The sequence below is a fragment of the Vibrio sp. YMD68 genome, assembly GCF_029958905.1.
GTDB lineage: Bacteria > Pseudomonadota > Gammaproteobacteria > Enterobacterales > Vibrionaceae > Vibrio.
The window spans coordinates 1,181,879-1,202,179 of record NZ_CP124614.1; the positions used below are offsets into that span (position 1 = coordinate 1,181,879).

A 20,301-nucleotide genomic window follows, 5' to 3' on the forward strand; every position below is an offset into this window, starting at 1 on the left:
ATTTCATGACTTGTGACGGCAAGTGCTGTTGCGGTTAATTTTCAAAACTCTAACGTTATTTAAATGAATGACTCAACATTTAATCAAAAGGCGACTTATGCTTTGTTCTATATATAAAAGTTCTAAAAAAGAAGGGACTTATCTGTACATCCCGAAGAAGGATGATTTTTCACAAGTTCCTGACACCTTGATGCAAATGTTCGGTAAACCTATATTTGTGATGGTGATAAAACTGGATAAGCATAAACTGGCTCAAGGGAACAGAGAAAAGGTGCAAAAATCGTTGGATGACGAAGGCTTTTTCTTGCAACTGCCACCACCGCAAGAGAATTTGCTCGATAAATATAAAGAACAAAAAGCACAACAAAAATAGTGCGATGATTGCTCAAGGAGGGCAGTTTGAAAAAAATTCTATCAGTAATACTAGGTTTAGGTTTGTCATGCTCGGCAATAGCCAATGAATTGAGTTTTGAACAATACGTTGAGAAGTTAAAGGAAGAAGCGATAGAGCAGGGCATTTCGCCTGACATGGTCACTCGCGCTTTTGAAAAGGTTGCTTTCAAGCCTCGAGCAGTAACGGCTGATAGAAACCAACCAGAGAAAAAACTCACGCTGGACGAATACATCCCAAGAGCGGTTCCTGATTGGAAAGTGAAACAGGCGAAAGACTTATACAACAAACACTATGCCGAGCTTAAGCGTATTGGAGATGAGTATGGTGTGCAGCCACAGTACATTGTTGCTTTGTGGGGTGTTGAGAGTAACTTCGGTAAATTTACCGGTAATTACAGTGTCATTGATGCATTAACCACACTGGCGTACGAAGGGCGCAGAGAAGCGTTCTTTCGTAAAGAAGCAATGGCGGCATTAACCATTTTAGATGAAGGCCACATAACCCCTGAAGCGATGAAAGGCTCGTGGGCGGGAGCGATGGGTCAGTGCCAGTTTATGCCAAGTTCGTTCTTGGCTTTTGCTGCAGACGGTAATGGTGATGGAAAGAAAGACATCTGGAATACAAAGGCTGATGTGTTCGCATCAACAGCTAATTACTTAAGCCAATCTGGTTGGGATGACAGCTACACCTGGGGGCGTCAAGTTCAGGTTCCAGAATCGGTGGATATCGAGTTGCAAGGCCGATCTGCCGATAAAGGCAAGTATATTCAGCAATGGAGTGAGCTAGGAATCACTCGATATGACGGCAGCCCATTACCCAAGCTCGATACCGATATTAAAGCATGGTTAATTATGCCTGATGACTATAAAGGCCGTACTTATCTGGTCTACAACAATTATAACGTTCTTATGAAGTGGAACCGATCTTACTACTTTGCGCTCGCAGTGAGCCACTTAGCAGACCGTATTAAGTATTAAAAGTACGTCAAACGGAAAAGGCTCCTATGAAGGAGCCTTTTTATTGATATGGAGCATCTTGTTATCGAGCCCTGCTTCTATCGTTTATGTCTCTAGATAGCTTATGTATCTAAATAGCTTATGTATCTAAATAGCTATGAGCTTACTTTTGAGCTTACTTTTCAGTATGGAATTGCTCACAAGCAATCATCGTATTTTCAATAAGGCTGGCAACGGTCATAGGGCCGACTCCACCGGGTACTGGAGTGATGTAGCTAGCGTTTTCTTTTGCTGCATCGTATTCCACATCGCCAACAAGCTTGCCTGACTCTAAGCGGTTAATACCGACATCAACCACAATCGCGCCTTTCTTAATCCAAGCGCCAGGAACAAAGTTGGGTTTACCCACCGCCACGACGACGACATCAGCTTGTCGTACATGCCCTTTAAGATCTTTGGTAAAACGATGACAAGTTGTTGTCGTACAACCTGCCAACAAAAGCTCTAATGTCATCGGTCGGCCAACAATATTTGATGCCCCAACAACAACGGCATGTTTACCGCGAAGATCGATATTGTAACGATCGAGAAGCGTGATAATACCTTTTGGTGTGCATGAGCGTAGTTTAGGAATACGCTGAGCCAAGCGACCGACGTTGTATGGGTGGAAACCATCGACGTCTTTTTCAGGAATGATGCTTTCAAGAACATGGGTCGCATCGATGCCCGCAGGAAGAGGCAGTTGAACCAGAATACCATCAATTTCAGGATCATTGTTTAGCTGTTCAACCAGTGCAAGCAATTCACTTTCAGAGGCCGTCGGTGGCAGGTCGTAAGACTTAGATACGAACCCAACTTCTTCACAGGCGCGTCGTTTGCTGCCTACATAAACCTGAGAGGCAGGGTCTTCACCCACGAGCACTACAGCAAGCCCTGGAGCCCTTAAACCGGCATTCACTCGTGCTTTTACACGGGCTGAAACTTCTGAGCGAACGGTTTGAGAGATAAGTGTTCCGTCGATATTTTGAGCAGTCATGACGTTCCTTTATTCTGATAGTCAATTCTTATAAAACTATTGTCGCAGAATTTACGGTTAACATCCATAAGCAAACGTTTGCGTCTGGCGTGAATTGTGGTTTTTATAGCCGCATGACTCTTTTTTAAACACTTAACCAACAAAGTGGAATAAACCCATTGCTTTACTCATTTCTATTCGTATAATTCTTTCCTGTAGCGCGCCCTTAGCTCAGCTGGATAGAGCACGTCCCTTCTAAGGATGTGGTCAGAGGTTCGAATCCTCTAGGGCGTGCCATATTCTATAAGGCCTGACAGCTTATTAAGTTGTCAGGCCTTTGTCGTTTCTGGCGCCTACACTCATTTGGCGTCTGCACTCAATTGTAGCCAAGTATGTAGTCAAGTCAGCTCATTGCTAGAAAGGCCTACATGAGATTCTTGAACGCCTTGCTGATCTTTTGTAGCGCGATGTTATCAAGTAGCGGATGAATAGAAGCGGCTGATACCAACACAATATCCACGGATGGCAACGGAGGCATATCGTCTAGGATCTTAAGGTCATTGGACACGCTTATCTTGCCCATTGCTCCTATCCCCATTCCTTCCCTAACAATAGCGCGTTGAGCGGATGCCGTATTGCAGCACGCCAGTAATTGATAGGCAGTCCCGCGTTTTATTAATCCGTCGACCGCCGCTGCGTGGTAATTGCAGTCTGATTGAAACAGCGCCAACGGGATAGGTTTGGTGTCGTCGATAGAAAAGTCGTGATGTGAAATCCAAACCCCTTGATCTCGTGCAAGCCAATACCCTTCTTCGCTCTCGGCTGACCGAGTGAGAATCGCGGCATCTAGCTTTCCTTCATCAAGCCATTCTCTTAGCGTTAAACTGGGTTGACTGAACACTTGTATGGAACAAGTCGGTTCAGACTCTTGAAGTAAACGAATCACTTTTGGCAGAATACTGTCGTTGTAATCTTCAGGACACCCAAGGCGAAGTGGGTGTTTGTTTTTGTAGCGTTTCACTTGTTTAAGAGCGGTATTATGCATGTTAACCAACTGCTCTGCATGACCTCTAAGGGCGAGCCCAGCTTCACTCAACACGAGGTTTCGCCCTTCTTTTTCGAACAACTTAACACTGAGCTCATCTTCCAGTTTTCGCATTTGAGCGCTAAAAGCGGATTGAGTACGGTTAATCTGTTTGGCCGCTCGAGTAAAGCTGCCAGTGTCGCCAAAGGCGAGAAAACTCTTTAGCGCATCAAAGTCCATGTTGAATGTTTATCCATCGGTTTTATAAATAGGTTCTATCGAAACTATCCGTTAGTTATTCAGAAAACAATCCCCTAAGCTGAGTTTTCTAACCAAAGGTACAGGCAGGAGGCCTAGATGAAACTCATTATCGGTAACCAAAATTATTCAAGCTGGTCATTACGTGCATGGCTTATATTTGCTCAATACGATGTGGATATTGAAGTCTCGAAACTAAAACTTTACACCGAAGAGTTCTATCAAAAGCTTAGTGGTGTCACTCCTGCAGGTAAAGTCCCTGTGCTGATAGATAATGGGGTGTCCATTTGGGATTCTCTTGCTATTTTGGAATACGTGAATGAAACTTTTCTCGAAGGGAAAGCGTGGCCTGAAGATAGATATTTGAGAGCTCAAGCCCGCGCCGTTTCTGCTGAAATGCACTCGGGATTCATGAGTTTACGTAGTGAGCTACCGATGAATTGCCGAGCCAATAAAAAAGTGGAACTGAGCCGTGAGGCGTTAAATGAAATAGCTCGGGTCGATCAGCTATGGTCGGCACAAATGGCGCAAAACCCTAGTGGGTGGCTGTTCGGTGAGTGGTCCATTGCCGATGCGATGTTTGCTCCTCTCGCCCTCCGTTTTCAGTCGTATGGTGTTGAGTTATCTACTGAGGCTAAACAATACCAAATTAAAGTACTAAACAGCTCTGCAGTGAAACGTTGGCTTGATGAAGCCAATGAAGAAACTGAGGTGTTAAAAGCAGCAGAACGATAAGTAATATTGTCCTGAATATATCTTTTAAAGCCGTTTTATCCCTCTAGAGTAGTGGGTAAGAATAGCAGGTAAGGGTAGTAAGTAAGAGTAGTAGGTACCAGGCATGACGGGTGGTCAAATAAATGATCATCATTGTTTAGCATGGAAAGATACGTAAGGATTGCTCTTCTGAACGATGGGGCAGCCATGCCTGATAATTGTCATTTTTAGGTAATGATAATCAATTGCATTTGAGGTGGATTAAATTTACTCTAGGCACTTCTTCGCTCTATCGACTTCTTCTTATGCATCAAGATTTAACCATGAATCAATTGTTTGAATTTTCTAAGCAGATAACGCCTTACCTTGCTGGAAAATTAGAATCGCTACCCAATAACCCACAACAATACGGCATTATTCATTTTGATCACAACAGCAGTCTGCTTATTCAAGATCTCTATGAAAACATCGCAAAAAATACGCCTGAAGCGGGTAATGCGTACTGGTTAACGCGAACATGGGATTTGCTGTGTTGGCAGCCACTGTATCTTGCGTTTGTCTCTGTTTATGCTTGTCAGGCACTGCCAGATCTTAAGCGTATCGCTCAGTTTGCTCAAAATGATTTTGTTGCTGGTTACCAATTTGAAACGTCTGATCACATTCATGGCGACCAAAGTACATTGATAGCGTTAGCAGGCCAAGATTTACAAACGTTGTTTGAGCATTACCGACATGAAATGAGTGAATGGACGAGAATTCGACCGGGATTTACCCATCATCTGTTAGCCGATGGAATACTACGCTGCATTATAAAGCTGCATAAGTACTCCCCTGAACTGACGAATCATTACCTGCTTGAACAAGCGAAATTATGGCTAGCTGCATGTCGCCTTCCTGAACAATTGACTCAATCTTTAAGCGTTGACCCTGCCACCAATGAATTGAAGTTTGTTCGAACCAGCTGTTGTTTGGTCTACAAATGTGCAGGGCGGAAACTGTGTTCCGACTGCCCGAGAGCGATTGAAAATAAGAGAGTTCCTAACGGTAAGACAGTCTCTAACAGAAAAAAGTCTACGCTCTAGTTCGTGTCGGTTTGAGTCGTTTTTTTCAACCGAGAAATGATCACGATAGAGAAAGACAGAAACACGCAAATGGCGATGGGGTAGCTGGGTGACAGTGTGGAGGTCACTGCCAACAAAGACGCCAATCCATACCCTAATGTATGCGACATAGAGATATAGCCAGCCGTCACACCGGGGGCGCTTTGATTCGTTTGAGTTGCCATTGACGTATAGGCAGGAACAAGTAACGCTGCGCCGAATGAACTGATCGCCATACCGATAGGGAACGCCCAAATACTGCTGCCTAAAAACAATACAAATCCGAAGGTGAGACACACAGCACCGAGTTTGAACATCTTCATTAGATCGAGTTTTTTCTTCTTAATCACCAATACCTGAGTCAGTAACGTAACGGCTGCGCTAATGGTCAGCAACACACCAATCGAGTCACTGATTTTGTCGGTAGTCCATTTTGTCACGGAACCAATGAGTGGTGAGAAACTGTATTGTAGAAGTGCAATGACCGCGCAAAGCAACAGGCCAGAAAGCAGAAACGGCCAGAGGGAGAACAAGGGCTGCCAACGTGAGCAGATTGCCTCGTTAGATGCGAGCGCGGGGTGTTTTGTGGGGAGTACCTGTGATTCTGGCTTGGGTTTAGGCAGTAAAAGAGAGCACATCAAAGCAATCAACGGAAACACAATCATAATCAACAGTGGTGCGTACACATTTACTTTGAGTAAAAGAATGGACAGAAGTGGCCCAGCTAATCGGCCAGTACTTAACCCAATACTCACGGAAGTAATGGCTTTTAATCGATTTTCTGATCCGCATAAGATAATGGCCCAATGCTGACTGGCAGGAACCATCCCCGCGACCGTGCAACCATAGACAACGCGAGCGGCAATTAACCCGACCAAACAGTAGATCGCTAGCGAAGGCTGGTGACGACTCAAGACGGTAAATAACCACAGAAGAAAAAAGCTCACGCTCATGCCAACTAAAGCTTGAATGACCACTGTCTTCGGCCCATTTCTGTCACTAAAACGTCCCCAAAAAGGCGCGGCGGGGAGAAACAGAAAACTTCCAATGGCAATGACGATAGACCAAACCGGTAAAGAAAATGCGGATTGCTCAATAAGAAATGGTAAAGAGACGAGCAGACCATTCTGACCAATTCCCATCAAAGATGCGATTAATCCAATGAAGGTTAACTGTATGTTTTTATTTTCTATTATCACAGGTTTTATCATTGAATGGAGAGTTCGTTTATTGAGGCGTTCGCTATCTTACCAATGTTTAATCGATATGAAAATCATTATCATTTGCATTGTTGTGTGGTAAAATTCAACGCATTCTCGTGACCACTGATTGTTTCTTCTCATGTATCAATTACTCAATACGTCGTTTGAAATCGATGAAAAAAAAATTCTTCAGCCGACAACCTTGAATTTCCAATCGGGAAAAGTCACCACCCTATTGGGGCACAATGGATGTGGTAAATCGACGCTGATCAAGCTACTCAGTCGCCAAAACAAACCTGCCCGCGGTCAAGTACTGCTGAATGGTGAAAGTGTCGAACTTTTATCGAGCCAGCAGTTTGCATTGAATGTGGCGTACCTTCCTCAGCATCCACCCATCACCGATGGTGTGACGGTAAGAGAACTCGTTTGTTTCGGACGTTACCCCTGGAAGGGCGTATTTGGTCGCTACAGCAAAGCCGATTATCAGTTGGTGGATGATGCAATTAGAAAAGTGGGTCTAGAACCTTTTTCCGGCCGTTATGTGGCAACATTATCAGGTGGTGAAAGGCAAAGAGCTTGGGTGGCGATGCTGTTAGCACAACAAAGTCAGTGCTTGTTACTTGATGAGCCGACGTCGGCACTGGATGTGGCTCATCAACATGAATTGTTAGCATTAATTCGAGATTTAAACCAAACACTAGGGCTAACCGTGATCATGGTGTTGCACGATATCAACATGGCGGCCAAGTTTAGCGATGAGATTATTGCATTGCATTCTGGTCAGGTTATTGCACAGGGAACCCCCAACGAGTTAATGACCCCTGACGTATTACAGCAGATCTACGGGATGGAGCTAGCTCTGTTTCAACACCCTCAAACTGGCCTACCCATTAGTTATGTTCCTTAAAGACGCCAGAAATAAATGTTTAGGACGATAGAAAACCCGCCACTGATTATGAACAACAAGGATATTTTTGTGAAAAAACTCATCGCTATGATTGTCTTTATTTGTGCTGCTTCTGTGCAGGCAATGGAAATAAAACACGAATTAGGTAAAGAAACCTTTGAGAAAACCCCAGTAAAGATCGTTGCACTTGATTGGGCTTTGACGGAAACGGTGCTGAGCTTAGGGCTTACGCCACAAGGGGTTGCGGATGTAGAGGGTTATCAGACATGGGTAAGTCAGCCGGAACTCAGTGGTTCTGTTATCAATGTGGGCTCACGACGTGAACCCAACTTAGAGTTGTTAACTGAGTTGAAGCCGGATGTTATTTTAATTAGCACGCATATGGCACCGGCCTATCGACAGCTAAGCAAAATAGCACCGACATTGGTTTATAGTATCTACAGTGACCGTAAAACACCGCTTGAGTCAGCCAAACACATAACTTCACAGCTTGGTGTGTTGTTTGACAGACAAGCGCAAGCGCAGAGCGTGATTACGGAAACGGAAAAGAGACTTGAAGAGAATGGACAAAAAATCAAGGCTAATCAATCCGATCAAGCATCATTATTGTTTGTACGCTTCATTAACGACAAAACTGTCCGTGTCCATAGCCAAGGCTCATTAGCGCAGTCGACCATTGAAGGTATGGGGCTCAGCAATGCTTGGCAAGAGCAAACCAATTTATGGGGTTTTACGACTGCGGGTATTGAAAAACTTGCAGAGCATCAAGAGAGCCACGTATTGATTTTTGGTCCGCTTAAGGAAGATGAACGTCAACGTCTAGAGCAGTCACCGTTGTGGCAAGCCATGAAGTTCACTCGCACCGATTCGGTTCACGAGCTACCTGCTATTTGGACATTTGGCGGCTTAATTGCCGCGCAACGATTCAGTGACAGCATCACAAAAGAGCTGATGCCAGCTCAATGAATACAGCCGTGATAGAAAACAGACAAGCCATGGCTCCCTTTTACATGCTCATGGTTTCCGCTGTGATTGGGCTGATTTTATGTCTGATTCACTGGACGGTGCCATATTCACAAGGCTTACGGCTACTGTGGAATACCGTTTTTCACTATGACATGACAGACTATCAGCACCTGATTGTTCACCTCACCTATCTTCCTCGTTTGGTTATCGCAATACTGTGCGGTTTTTCACTCGCCGTGGCCGGTTGCATCATGCAGTTTGTTTTAAGAAACCCGATCGCTTCACCGACGACATTAGGTGTTGCTTCAGGGGCCGAGCTAGGAATGATTTTGGGGATCTTGCTGATTCCAGCCAATATCGCCACGACAGGCTTGCTAATGCCCATCGGTATGCTAATGAGCAGTCACTTTTTTCCTGCCTTTCTAGGTGGGTGCTTGGCAACGGGTCTTGTCTTTATCTTATCGGCAAAGCGGGGGTTCTCTCCTGTCCATATGGTTTTAGCCGGTATGGTGATTAGCTTGTTCTTTGGGTCACTCAATACCATGCTTTTGTTGCTCAATGAACAGCAACTCACCCGTGTTTTTGTGTGGGGAGCGGGAACATTGAACCAAAATGGGTGGTCGAGTGTGACGACTTTGCTTCCATTGGTTATCGTCCCTTCGGCCTTTTTACTGCTTCTAGAGCGTCCATTATCCTCTCTGCAATTAGGAGACAGCGTTGCGTCTTCCATCGGTGTCAATGTTAAAACCATCAAGGTCGTGTGCTTGGTTTTAGCCATTTCTATGACCGCATCAGTGGTCAGTGAAGTCGGGCTTATCGGGTTTATCGGCATTGTAGCCCCCGCAATCGCTCGAATGTTACGAGTTAGGACACTGCGTTGGCAAATTTTGGTCAGCGGCGTACTTGGGGCATTACTGCTGTTGCTGGCCGATCTGATTATTCAGCCTTTTTCCGGTGTCGGAGGTGAGATGCTGCCAACGGGCGCAATGACCGCCTTGATTGGTACGCCTTTTTTATTGTGGTTATTGAATCGTAAAGTGATGCAGTCTGATCTAAGAGCGAGGGAAGAATCGTATACCCATTACCAAGCTCGCCACTTGGCCAAAACGGCCTGCGTGCTTGTTCCCTTATTGTTTATGGCTTTTGTCTGGGTGCTTTTCATCGGCAAAGATTCTCAAGGCTGGAATATCGCACGCAGCCTGTCTATCTTGGAGTTACGTGTTCCTAGAGCGCTAGTGGCCATGTTGGCAGGGGTCGGGTTAGCTATTGCAGGTACAGCCATTCAGCGGGTGTCGACGAATCCTATGGCAAGCCCTGAGATTTTGGGTATCAGCTCAGGAGCGGCCCTGGCGTTAGTAATAGGTGCGGTGTTAGGTATTGCGGTCGAGCGACACGAGCAAATGCTACTCGGCACCGCAGGAGCACTATTGGTCACGGGTATTATTTGGTGGATGGGCCGAAAACAAAATTTTGCACCGACTCAAATGTTATTAACCGGTATCGCGTTGAGTGCTGGCCTTGATGCTTTCCTTCGCATTGCGATGTCATCGGGTCAAGACAATGTAACCGCATTGATCACTTGGCTTTCTGGGTCAACGTACCTCGTGGCCATGTCTGATGTGTATTTGATGTTGGTGGGGGTTCTGATTCTTGGCTCAATATCATTGGCTTGTCATCGTTGGTTTGACCTTATTGGATTGGGTGAAGTGAGTGCAACAAGCGTCGGAATTGATTGCCGTAAAGTGCGAGGGTTATTGCTGCTTCTGGTCGCGATGATGACCACACTGTGTACTATTGTGATTGGTCCACTCAGTTTTATTGGGCTTTTAGCACCACATCTTGCTCGTTCCTTGCATCAGTATAAAGCCTCTAATCAGTTGATTACGGCAAGCCTACTGGGCGGAATATTGATGCTTTTAGCCGATTGGCTAGGAAGAACATTATGGTTTCCCTGGCAGTTTCCCGCGGGGCTATTAGCCTCATTGATCGGTGGTGGGTACTTCTTGTATCTCATGAAAAAATAACGCTAAATCCATCTATATAATTGATAATTAAAACAATAAAGCCAGTTGAATTGATTTATTCAGCTGGCTTTTTTTAGTTCCTTGTCAACAACACTAGGAATGAGGCATTGCTTCAAAAAATAATCAAATAAACGATTGAATATATAAATGATAATCATTAGCATTCTCATCTTGTTTAATATGAAACAGTGAGATTGCTATGACGAATACCCAGACTTTAGCCGAGACAATGATGCGTGGTAATGACGCACCAGCCGCCTGCTTTTTAAACTCGTTAGCCAGAGAGTGTTCAAGTGTCGTCATCGTTGAAGGAGAATGCGAAGCCTATTATGGCATCCCTCTTTCAAACGAACATGAGATTCGTATTCCCCTGAGGGTCGTCTCTCCTATCGGGTTGCATGAATACCAATTCCCAGCGGTTTTGTACGGCACTGAAGTGACCTCAATAGGGTTCGATCAAGTGGTCGACTTGATCGTTGAACAACCGGCACTCGTTGGCATGATTACGCCAGAGCAAAAATCGATTTTTGTCGACCGAGTCAAAGAGAGCTATCGAAATACGTACGCAGCGGTGAAGGACAATCCGTATGGTCGAAAGTTATTTGCAGAGCAGCTCAACTTTCGAGAATCGGAGCAAGGTTTATTAATAGGCCATTCATTTCACCCCGCTCCTAAAAGTCGTGAGCAATTTAGCCCTCAAGATGCTCAAGTTTACACACCTGAATTTGGTGGAAAGTTTCAACTTCAATGGTTGGCGGTTGATGAAACCCTTTTGGTTTCAGGCTCGTCTGGTGACCAAAGTGTGCGTCAACGCATCGAAGAGTTGGTGACGGCGGATGAGAGTTTAGAGATCAGTGTGGCAGGCCTAGCAGCCGATCATGAAATGTTGTTTCCCGTTCATCCATGGCAATGGCAAAGCATTAAACAAAGAAAAGAGGTGAGGGCTTACCTTAAAGAAGGCCAGATCAGAGATCTGGGCGCTGTGGGTGAAAAATGGTATCCAACGTCCTCTACTCGTTCTTTGTACAGCCCCAAACTGCCTTACATGCTCAAGTTTTCGCTGAGTGTCAAACTCACCAATTCGGTAAGAAATCTCTCTCTTAAAGAAGTGGTTCGTGGCACGCGGTTGAATCAATTATTCGAAGACACTGAATTGAAGTCGTTACTGGGTGAAAAAAGAGGCTTTCAGCTCATGCAAGAGCCCGCGTTTTTAGGATTGATGGATTCTAACGGTTTGGTTATTGACGAGAGTTTGGTGGCATTTCGTGACAACCCGTTGATGAGCAAACCGGAAGAAGAAGCCGTGGTTCTCGCGACACTGACTCAACAAAACCCTTTTGGTGGGCAAAGCTTACTGGTGAGCCGAATTGAGCATTACGCTCGCACACATACCCTCACGACAAAAGTGGCCGCACAGCATTGGTTTGATGCGTATTGTAAGCATGCGGTTGTTCCTTTGTTTAACCTTCAAGCCAACTACGGCATCGTCTTTCTGGCTCATCAGCAAAACATTGTTATGCAGCTGGAAGAGGGTCTGCCGATTGGCATGTACTACCGAGATTGTCAGGGGACAGGGTACACCGATTTAGCGTTCGAGTTATTTCCTAGCGCTCTTGGCTGTTCAACGAATGCCAAACAGAAGACTGAAAACTACTGGAACCAAGACAAAGTGCGTCGCTATTTTGCTTACTATCTCATCATCAATTCTACCTTCAGTGCTATCGCTTCTATTGCGGCAGGCCTTGATATTGATGAATCCAGTTTGGTTACAATCTTACGTCAGCATTTAGAAGGTCTAAAAACACAAGGCGTTAAGGATGACCGATGCCTGAGCTACGTATTGGACAGTGATTCGCTTTGCTGCAAAGGGAATTTTTATTGTTATCTACAAAATTTCAACGAAAACTCCATTCCGGATCCTGCCGTCATCTACTTCGATTTATCCAACCCTATCGTTGCTGTTAAGGAGACGAATTATGCCTAACTACACCACGTTCCTGTATGAAATGGGCGACATCCCGGTTGTGACTTTAACCCTGACAGAACAAGACCTAAATGAGGTGTTTTCCTTGGATTCGGTCATGATTGAGCTTGACCAATTCTTTACCATTCACAAAGACATTGACGAGATCGACATTCAATGCAATTCGCCGACCTTATGCAATGAATTACGTCACTGTTTGCCGATGTTTGAGGGAAATAAGCTAAATCGTCAGGCGTTCTATCAAAGAAAAAATCCGTGGCATCAGCACGCCCCGTCATCATCGTTTCCAACCATTGATGTTCAGAGTAATCCTCAATTTCGACATCATCCGCTGAGACCGCCTATGCCTACGGGAACGGTATATCAGCGTTATGACCATGAGGCCGATGTGACGGTTTCATTCAGAGTGTTTGATATCGATAAAGACATGCCTCTGTTTACTCAATGGATGAATGATCCGAGAGTCGCCGACTTTTGGGAGCAAGCCTGGAGCGAAGATAAGCTTAGGCAGTTTGCGCAAGAACGTTTAGCGGATGCACACATTATTCCTTTGATTGGCGAGTTTAACGGCCAACCTTTTGGCTATGTCGAGGTGTACTGGGTCAGTGAAGACAGGTTGAGTCCCTATTACTCAGTGGAACCTTATGACCGTGGTATTCATCTACTTGTCGGGGAACAACAATTTCGAGGGCCCAAATACTTCACGAGTTGGATGAAGGCCATCAGTCACTATCTGTTTATTGATGATATTCGAACCCGTCGAATTGTATTAGAGCCAAGGTCAGACAACATCAGGCTGTTCAAGCGCATTGAGCAGGTAGGCTATAAAACCTGTTTTGAATTCGATTTTCCACACAAACGTTCATCCCTATTAATGCTAGAGCGAAACGCTTTTTTTAAGGAGCAGTGGTAATGGACCAAATAGCGTTACAGCGGTACTGGTTACCGATGAATCGACACTTGGTGGCTAAGCTGATCAGTGAACTGGCCTACGAACAAGCGTTTAATCTTGTTGGCGATGAAGGTGAAGATATAGATAAAGACAAAGGTGTATTTTCCTTAGCCTTGACCAAGGAAGTGACTTATCAGTTTTTAGGGAAAGTGAACATTTGGGGGCAAGTCAACATCGATCCCGAGTCTGTGGTGAGGCTTGCTCCCGATCACCAACAGCACAAAGATCAAGGAACAGTGCTGGCAACAACGTTCATGAGAGATATCCAAACACTGATTGGCATATCCGATGAGGCTCTGGCTGAGCACTTTGAAGACCTCAATTCGACCCTGTTGGGTGATTGTAAATTAGCGTTACGAAAGGCGAATATGACCGCAAGAGATTTAGCTTATCTTCCTTGCGAACAGCAGCAAAGCCTATTCGATGGGCATCCCAAATTTGCTTTTAATAAAGGAAGACGAGGGTGGGGAAGTAGCGATTTAAATCGATACGCTCCCGAATCAGAAAAAACATTTCAGCTGACTTGGGTTGCGGTTCACCATTCTATCATTCAGCAAGCCACCAATCAGCGCGTTAACTGGCAGCAGCTTCTGTACACCGCTCTTGATCATGTGGACTATCAGGCAATGGATCGAATCGTGTCTTCGTTTGATGTGGATTGCAGTGAATACACCTATGTCCCCGTTCATCCATGGCAGTGGGATCAAAAATTGTCGTTGTTGTTTGCCCGTGAACTCGCGGAAAAATCACTGATTTATATTGGAGAGCATGGGGATCGCTTTCTACCACAATTGTCGATTCGAACGCTAAGCAATGTTGATAGGCCGATGAGCTACGACATTAAGCTGCCTCTGACGATTATGAACACTTCATGCTACCGAGGTATCCCTGGTCGTTACATATTGGCAGGCCCCATTGCATCAGACTGGATTGATTCACTATTTAAGTCCGATCCGTTGCTGATAGAAAAACAGGCTGAAGTATTGCAAGAGCCGGCTGCGGCGTTCGTTGGGCAAAGTGACTATCAAGGGCTAATTGATGCGCCTTACCGGTATCACGAGCTATTGGGCGTGATTTGGCGAGAATCGGCCTATTCCAAATTAAAGGAGAACGAACACGCGATTTTGATGGCGGCTCTTATGGAATGTGATGCATCAGGGGCACCGATAATTGAGGAGTACATCGCCAGTTCAGGCCTCGACAACAGTGAGTGGCTAACCTGCTTATTTGATGCGGTCGTTATTCCATTTTATCACTTGCTGTGTAAGTACGGAGTGTCGCTGATCGCGCACGGACAAAACGTTACGTTGGTGCTTGAAAACTCGATTCCAAAACGAATCTTATTGAAAGACTTCCAAGGAGACATGAGGCTTGTCGATAGGGTATTACCTGAGCAGTCATCACTCGCTCAGTGCGTTAAAGACGTTACCGTGAAGCTACCAGAAGACTTGATCATTCACGACTTACAAACGGGACACTTTGTTACGGTACTGCGTTTTATCTCCCCCTTAGTTGCTCGGTTAGGCCTGCCTGAAATGACATTTTATGAGCTGCTTGGGCGCTCTATTCAACAGTACATGCAGAAATGCATTCAAAGTGATCCTGAGATGGAAGAGCGTTTTGAACGGCTCGATCTTTTCAAACCTAGAATTCTTCGAATTGGACTCAATCTAGCGAAGTTTAGACACAGTACCGATTCAAGTGCGTCTCGCATGTTACCGGATATGGATGACAGGCTAGATAACCCGCTCTACAAGGCTTTAAATCAATAGGAATACATAAAATGGATAACAATAAACACAACGTCAAACTTGGTATTACTGGTCTTGATATTGCCGGTATTGGTGTCGGCCCGTTTAATCTGAGTGTTGCGGCGCTGCTGGATCCACACAAAAATATTCGCTCGACGTTTTTTGAGAGTCGAGACTCCTTTTCTTGGCATCCGGGTTTGTTACTTGATGACACGAATATGCAAACCATGTATCTGAAAGATTTGGTCACGGCGGTGGATCCTCAAAGCCAATATTCTTTCCTCTCTTACTTAGTGAAAACAAAAAAATTCTATCGATTTTTGTCGGCTGAATTAAATTGTATCAGCCGACATGAGTTTTCTGACTATTTGGCGTGGTCGGCCAATCAAATGAATAATGTCCAGTTCTCAACCAACATTGAGCATGTGGATTTTAAAGAAGGGCTCTTCCACCTTCAGACTAGCAGCGGTGTTTACCAAGCAAAAAATCTATGCATTGGCACAGGTAAAGTGCCATTGATGCCGGAGTGCGCGAAGAAGTTTATCAGCGATAAAGTCTTTCACGCGGCCGAAGTTGGATTAAGAGATCGAGACTTCACCGGTAAACGCGTCATGATTGTTGGCGGCGGGCAAACCGGCGCTGATATCTTCTTAAACGTGCTGCGAGGCAAGTGGGGAAAAGCGGCGTCACTGGATTGGGTGTCGCGTCGCCCAAACTTTCAGCCGCTGGATGAAGCGGCCTTTACCAACGAATTCTTTACACCAAATTACGTGGAAGCCTTCGTCGGGCTGAATCCTCGCGTCAAACATTCAGAAGTGACGACTCAAAAGTTGACTTCTGATGGCATCACGCAGTTGGCCTTATTGGATATTTATCGTGAGCTTTATCATCGGTTTGATGTTCTCAAAGAAGAAAAATGGGTTCGCTTGTTACCTCATCGCACGTTGACTGAAATGCATCCATTAGAAACGGGGTATGCGCTAAGTGTGGGAAATGCGTTAAGTGAGCATATTGAACGTCATGAGGCGGATGTCGTGATTCTTGCTACTGGGTTTGAGGCGCCATATCCGGCTTGCCTTAAAGACATTATGCCAATGTTGGATCTCGATGAACAAGGACGATACCAACTGACTTCTAACTTCGAGCTCAAGTGGAAAGGAAGCCCAGAGAACAAAATCTTTGCGGTTAACGCAGGTATGCATAGCCACGGCATTGCTGAACCACAACTCAGTTTGATGGCGTGGCGCAGCGCCAAGATCATCAACAGTTTGGCTGGACGAGAGGTCTACGATATTAAGTCGGATAAAGGACTCATTGACTGGCTATCCGCGGTGCGGGTGAAAGACCTTGTTGAGGCTTAGTCATTCATACCTAACAGTTAACACCCAATACCCCACAGCATAAAGTTTTTACACGAGATCATATAAAAATAATGTATAAATAAGTGGTAATGAAGTGGCTAATGAGTATCATTATCATTACCATATGTGTGGTTACATTAAATAACAAGAGAAAAGTAATGAAAGTTAACAAAGGAACGTTTCAACTGTCTGTCATTTCAGTTGCGATAGCGTCAGCTACTGGCTTTTTTGCCCCTTCAGTCGTCCAAGCTGAAGAGTACACAACAACCCAAGAAAAAATGGTCGTCGTTTCAAGCCGTACACCGAAAGCGATCAGTGAGATCCCAGGTACCGTTTGGTACGTTGATGCCGAGCAAATTGAACAAGAATACCGTGGTGGTAAAAGCCTGGATGAAATTCTAGCCGCAACGGTTCCATCTTTGGATGTGAGCAGCGGTGGTCGTACTCATGCAGGTCAAAACTTACGTGGTCGCAGCATCATGGTGATGATCGATGGTGTGTCATTGCAATCGGTGCGCTCTATCAGTCGTCAACTCGATTCTATTGACCCATTTAATATCGAGCGTATCGAAGTACTGTCGGGTGCGAGTTCTATTTATGGCGCAGGTGCGAGTGGTGGTGTGATTAACATCGTGACCAAAAAAGCACTGGGTGGCGAGATAGAGTTCGAAACGTACGTTGGTGGTACCTCTGGTTTTAACGGAAGTGAAGATTTTGATTATAAACTCGCGCAGTCAATAGCGGGTGGAAATGAGAAAGTTCAAGGTCGTGCGTCTGTGGCTTATACCAGTACTCAAGGGTACTACGATGCAAACGGTGACATGGTCACTCCTGACATCACTCAAGGCTCAACTCAATTTAACGAAACGATTGATTTGATGGGGAGTCTACAGGTTAACCTTGCTGAAAACCAAAACTTGCAGTTGTTGGCACAGTATTACGATAGCCAGCAAGACACCCCTTACGGTTTGTATTTCGAAAAAGACGCGGATGGAAAATATCAATTCGTCGATGTTAGAGACGGTTACGCCGCCGATCGCCAGCAAGGTACTGAGCGTATTATGCTAAGTGCTGCGTATAATCACAGTGATTTCCTTAGCCATCAACTGATTGCGGAGCTGTCCTATCGTTCGGAAGAACACACATTCATGCCATACACATCGGCAGGTAGAACCACGTTAGCAACCAGTTCATCAAGTCAAAATACCGATATTATCTCGTTAAAAGCCGCGTTGAATAAATCCTTTGATGCACTCAGTCTTACCTATGGTATTGATGGCTTTGTGGACAGCTTTGACAGTGATAACGCGCTTTATAACCAATCGGTTACAGAAGGGTCGGGCGGGCTGATTAACCAGATAGAGTCTATGGCAGGGCGTTATCCTGGTATTGATACTCAAGCGTTTGCGGGCTTTTTACAGGCGGAGTATGCGCTAACAGATAGCTGGACACTGCAAGGCGGCTATCGTTATCAGTACATGAATACAGAAGTATCGGATTTCCAAAAAAGTTCAAATTCAGATTTTGTTCCCGGTGGAGAAACAGATTACTCAGAGGGATTATTCAATGTCGGGACTGTCTACCATCTAACGGAAAATTCTCAGGTGTGGGCTAATTTTTCTCAAGGTTTTGACCTGGCGAACCCTGCGAAATATTACGGTAAAGATGCCAGTGTTAATGTTAATGACACTAAACTAGAAGGCATTAAAACCGACAGCTACGAGCTAGGCTACCGTTATGATTTCGACAAACTTTCATTTCAAACGGCTGCGTACCATTCATACTCTGATGGTTCCGTTGAATACGCGGATGACCAATCAATTAAAGGTATTTCCAACCCTATTCGAGTCTTCGGTGCAGAAGCGCAAATCTCATATTGGGTGATGGATAACCTGCAGCTCGGTGCGTCTGGACACTATGTCGTTTCTGAAGAAAAAGGCGACAACGGCTGGGAAGACGACGATGCGAGAGAAGCCAGTACATCAAAAGCCAGCACTTGGATTGGTTGGTATGACGCTGACTACAGCGTGAAACTACAAAGTTTAACCGCCTTTGATTATGAAGATGCGAACGCTCTAAAACTGGAGGGTTACACCGTTGTTGACATGATAGGTACGTACCAACTGCCTGTCGGCACGATTGGTTTCGGGGTTAAAAATTTATTCAACGAAGACTATCTGACAACGTGGAGTCAACGAGCAACACAGTGGTATAGCGGGGGGCCTGATATGTACCAATATCAAGGCCGTGGCCGTACTTATACGCTGAACTATCAAGTGAAATATTAACGATACGTTTGGTATATAAGTGATCCGTTAACGCGACTCTAAGAACGGAATAAGCCATCGCCATGAACTGGGTATCTACTCGGTTTGTGATACTACGCGATGGCTTAAACATCGAGTTAATTTAGCTTCTGTCATAAAAAGTTAACGTTAATGTGGTTGTGAAATTTTCGTAAATTCATCATATTGTAATGACACTGCCATAGAAACTCGGAGCGTTTATGGAACAACATCAAGAAATGATTCAACCCTCGAACTTCGGCGTCGTTAGCCGCACTTGCTTATTTTCATTGTTCTCGGTTTTGAGCATCCTTTTAGCCATCTCGTAACCATTGATTTGATTTGAATTGTGAGTAGAGTGAACGTCTTAAAATAAGTGAATCCGTTAATCTTTAAATTAATTAAGACCATCAAAACCAGGAGAAGCCTATTATGAATGCGGTGTCATTTTAGGTATGTTCTCTTACTTGCAAGCCCCATTCTCGCTGTTGTTCTTTGCTCCTCATCATGTCTTCCTCATCACTGCTTGCCCGTCATTTACGATCTGAACCCCAATCGCCGTTTTATCGAGATGTGATCATGGTCTGTGACAGATTCAAAATTTATAAAGCTATCAATAAGCCTCATCTTGACTAATCTATACACTATGTAAAACATTTGTTGGTAGTAGGTAACATAGATGCAGGCGAAAGCACACATCCTAGTCGTTGATGATGATGTAGAAATTCGAGAGTTGCTTGATGAGTATTTGAATAAATCCGGTTTTAGTGTTTCAACTGTTGAGGATGGCAATTGCTTACACGAGTATATCGAGAAGCAGGGCTTTCCTGATTTAATTTTATTGGATGTCATGCTTCCGGGCGACGATGGCTTTACTCTGTGCCAACAGTTAAGAAAAACCTCAACGGTTCCCATTATTATGCTCACGGCGGTGTCTGATGAAACGGATCAAATCATTGGCTTAGAAATAGGGGCAGATGATTATATTGCCAAACCGTTTAATCCAAGGCAGCTTGTCGCGAGGATTAAGGCGGTATTGCGTCGCGCTCAGATCGCTCATGAGCCACCCAGTGATGCTATGCCCAAGACTATTGTGTTTGGTGATTGGAGCTTAGATACCTTGGCGCATCGAATTGTTAACCTGGACACTCAACAATCGCATGATTTGTCAGGGAGCGATTTTTCCTTACTGATGTTGTTTCTAAGCAGGCCCAACGAGATACTCGATAGAGACACCATTTCTTTTGCAACCAAAGGCAGAGAATCGTTACCTTTTGAACGGGGTATCGACGTTCAATTAAGCCGGTTACGGAATCGTTTGGGAGACAGTGCTAAATTTCCTCATTACATTAAAACCATGCGCGGTAATGGCTATCTATTGGCCGTTCCCGTTTCCAGTGGTGGTTGA

At 44.8% G+C, this 20,301-nt stretch carries 16 protein-coding genes and 1 tRNA gene; 14 read left to right on the plus strand and 3 right to left on the minus strand.

The window, feature by feature from the left end; translation table 11 throughout:
• Nucleotides 1-97 precede the first annotated feature (97 nt).
• A complete protein-coding gene (locus tag QF117_RS11610; protein ID WP_017036927.1) occupies nucleotides 98-373 on the plus strand; it encodes a YcgL domain-containing protein in 276 nt (91 codons plus the stop codon).
• A gap of 26 nt (nucleotides 374-399) precedes the next feature.
• On the plus strand, nucleotides 400-1,371 hold the full coding sequence (locus QF117_RS11615) for a lytic murein transglycosylase (RefSeq protein WP_282389069.1): 972 nt from the start codon (nucleotides 400-402) through the stop codon (nucleotides 1,369-1,371).
• Nucleotides 1,372-1,525: 154 nt separating this feature from the next.
• Here the strand turns inward: QF117_RS11615 and folD are convergent, their stop codons facing one another.
• Nucleotides 1,526-2,386, minus strand: a complete 861-nt coding sequence (folD, locus tag QF117_RS11620) for a bifunctional methylenetetrahydrofolate dehydrogenase/methenyltetrahydrofolate cyclohydrolase FolD (RefSeq protein ID WP_282389070.1) — start codon at nucleotides 2,384-2,386, stop codon at nucleotides 1,526-1,528.
• Nucleotides 2,387-2,585: 199 nt separating this feature from the next.
• On the opposite strand from folD, the gene QF117_RS11625 reads away from it, so the two are divergent.
• Nucleotides 2,586-2,662 (plus strand) — tRNA-Arg (locus QF117_RS11625).
• A 127-nt stretch (nucleotides 2,663-2,789) separates the two neighbouring features.
• Here QF117_RS11625 and QF117_RS11630 read toward each other — a convergent pair.
• Nucleotides 2,790-3,629 (minus strand): LysR family transcriptional regulator, encoded by an 840-nt coding sequence (locus QF117_RS11630; RefSeq protein WP_282389071.1) that lies wholly within the window; start codon nucleotides 3,627-3,629, stop codon nucleotides 2,790-2,792.
• 117 nt (nucleotides 3,630-3,746) lie between these two features.
• Here QF117_RS11630 and QF117_RS11635 point away from each other — a divergent pair, with 117 nt between their 5' ends.
• Together QF117_RS11635 and QF117_RS11640 are read left to right on the plus strand one after the other, a co-directional pair.
• Nucleotides 3,747-4,382, plus strand: coding sequence for a glutathione S-transferase family protein (locus tag QF117_RS11635; protein ID WP_282389072.1), 636 nt, complete (start codon nucleotides 3,747-3,749; stop codon nucleotides 4,380-4,382).
• Nucleotides 4,383-4,666: 284 nt separating this feature from the next.
• Nucleotides 4,667-5,443 (plus strand): siderophore ferric iron reductase, encoded by a 777-nt coding sequence (locus QF117_RS11640; protein ID WP_282389073.1) that lies wholly within the window; start codon nucleotides 4,667-4,669, stop codon nucleotides 5,441-5,443.
• Here QF117_RS11640 and QF117_RS11645 read toward each other — a convergent pair.
• Nucleotides 5,440-6,672 (minus strand): MFS transporter, encoded by a 1,233-nt coding sequence (locus QF117_RS11645; RefSeq protein ID WP_282389074.1) that lies wholly within the window; start codon nucleotides 6,670-6,672, stop codon nucleotides 5,440-5,442. The genes QF117_RS11640 and QF117_RS11645 overlap by 4 nt on opposite strands.
• A 130-nt stretch (nucleotides 6,673-6,802) precedes the next feature.
• Between QF117_RS11645 and QF117_RS11650 the strand changes: the two genes are divergently transcribed.
• The 9 genes from QF117_RS11650 (at nucleotide 6,803) to QF117_RS11690 (ending at nucleotide 20,301) form a co-directional block, all read left to right on the plus strand.
• Nucleotides 6,803-7,570 carry an ATP-binding cassette domain-containing protein gene (locus tag QF117_RS11650; protein WP_282389075.1) on the plus strand — a complete coding sequence of 256 codons (768 nt, stop codon included), beginning with the start codon at nucleotides 6,803-6,805 and terminating at the stop codon, nucleotides 7,568-7,570.
• Between the two features lie 87 nt (nucleotides 7,571-7,657).
• Nucleotides 7,658-8,536 carry an ABC transporter substrate-binding protein gene (locus QF117_RS11655; protein WP_282389470.1) on the plus strand — a complete coding sequence of 293 codons (879 nt, stop codon included), beginning with the start codon at nucleotides 7,658-7,660 and terminating at the stop codon, nucleotides 8,534-8,536.
• Nucleotides 8,533-10,560 carry a Fe(3+)-hydroxamate ABC transporter permease FhuB gene (gene fhuB / locus QF117_RS11660; RefSeq protein ID WP_282389076.1) on the plus strand — a complete coding sequence of 676 codons (2,028 nt, stop codon included), beginning with the start codon at nucleotides 8,533-8,535 and terminating at the stop codon, nucleotides 10,558-10,560. The genes QF117_RS11655 and fhuB overlap by 4 nt, the downstream gene beginning before the upstream one ends.
• 199 nt (nucleotides 10,561-10,759) lie before the next feature.
• Nucleotides 10,760-12,544, plus strand: a complete 1,785-nt coding sequence (locus QF117_RS11665) for an IucA/IucC family protein (RefSeq protein ID WP_282389077.1) — start codon at nucleotides 10,760-10,762, stop codon at nucleotides 12,542-12,544.
• Nucleotides 12,537-13,457: a GNAT family N-acetyltransferase gene (locus QF117_RS11670; protein WP_282389078.1), complete on the plus strand. Its 921-nt coding sequence runs from the start codon at nucleotides 12,537-12,539 to the stop codon at nucleotides 13,455-13,457. The genes QF117_RS11665 and QF117_RS11670 overlap by 8 nt, the downstream gene beginning before the upstream one ends.
• Nucleotides 13,457-15,268: an IucA/IucC family protein gene (locus tag QF117_RS11675; protein ID WP_282389079.1), complete on the plus strand. Its 1,812-nt coding sequence runs from the start codon at nucleotides 13,457-13,459 to the stop codon at nucleotides 15,266-15,268. The genes QF117_RS11670 and QF117_RS11675 overlap by 1 nt, the downstream gene beginning before the upstream one ends.
• Nucleotides 15,269-15,279: 11 nt before the next feature.
• Nucleotides 15,280-16,608 (plus strand): SidA/IucD/PvdA family monooxygenase, encoded by a 1,329-nt coding sequence (locus QF117_RS11680; RefSeq protein ID WP_282389080.1) that lies wholly within the window; start codon nucleotides 15,280-15,282, stop codon nucleotides 16,606-16,608.
• 158 nt (nucleotides 16,609-16,766) lie between these two features.
• Nucleotides 16,767-18,896, plus strand: a complete 2,130-nt coding sequence (locus QF117_RS11685) for a TonB-dependent receptor (protein WP_282389081.1) — start codon at nucleotides 16,767-16,769, stop codon at nucleotides 18,894-18,896.
• A gap of 676 nt (nucleotides 18,897-19,572) precedes the next feature.
• Nucleotides 19,573-20,301 carry a response regulator gene (locus tag QF117_RS11690; protein ID WP_282389082.1) on the plus strand — a complete coding sequence of 243 codons (729 nt, stop codon included), beginning with the start codon at nucleotides 19,573-19,575 and terminating at the stop codon, nucleotides 20,299-20,301.